Origin of the sequence: Stenotrophomonas maltophilia group sp. RNC7 (genome assembly GCF_030910085.1) — a bacterium.
In the GTDB taxonomy this organism is placed as follows: domain Bacteria; phylum Pseudomonadota; class Gammaproteobacteria; order Xanthomonadales; family Xanthomonadaceae; genus Stenotrophomonas; species Stenotrophomonas sepilia.
In genome coordinates, this window is sequence record NZ_JAVFVN010000267.1 from 1 (window position 1) to 436 (window position 436).

Below are 436 nucleotides of genomic sequence, written 5' to 3' on the forward strand. Positions count from 1 at the left end.
GCACAATATCCCGGCTAATGAATCGCTTGATCTCAGAATTGTAGTATCGTGCTCTCATATAGTATAGACCAGTTAAATCCGTCATGACGCCATACTTCCCATTATATTGGAAAGGCTGCTTCGTTTCACCTTCATGGTTTGCTAACTCTCCATAAGGGCCATACGCATATTGATCCGTGATCTCTCCCTGAAGGTTGGTGAGCGCGGTTGTACTTCCCCTGCGGTCATAATGATACATCTGGATCGTTCCGCTTGCTGCATCCTCTCGATGAGTCAAACCAAGTCCGTAGCTATAATATACTTGAGGCGTGCCTTGTGCATCCGTCTCCATCCACACCTGACTGTAATAAGCATGCGGGTCTACCGCATACTTCGTGACCGTACCATTGGCGTGAACAGCAATACGGTTATTCTCCGCATCATAGGTGTACAATGT

The 436-nt window shown here is 47.0% G+C and carries 1 protein-coding gene; it reads right to left on the bottom strand.

The window, feature by feature from the left end; translation table 11 throughout:
* The coding region (locus tag RCF13_RS03565; RefSeq protein ID WP_308140879.1) for an RHS repeat-associated core domain-containing protein at positions 1-436 on the bottom strand (436 nt) is incomplete at both ends.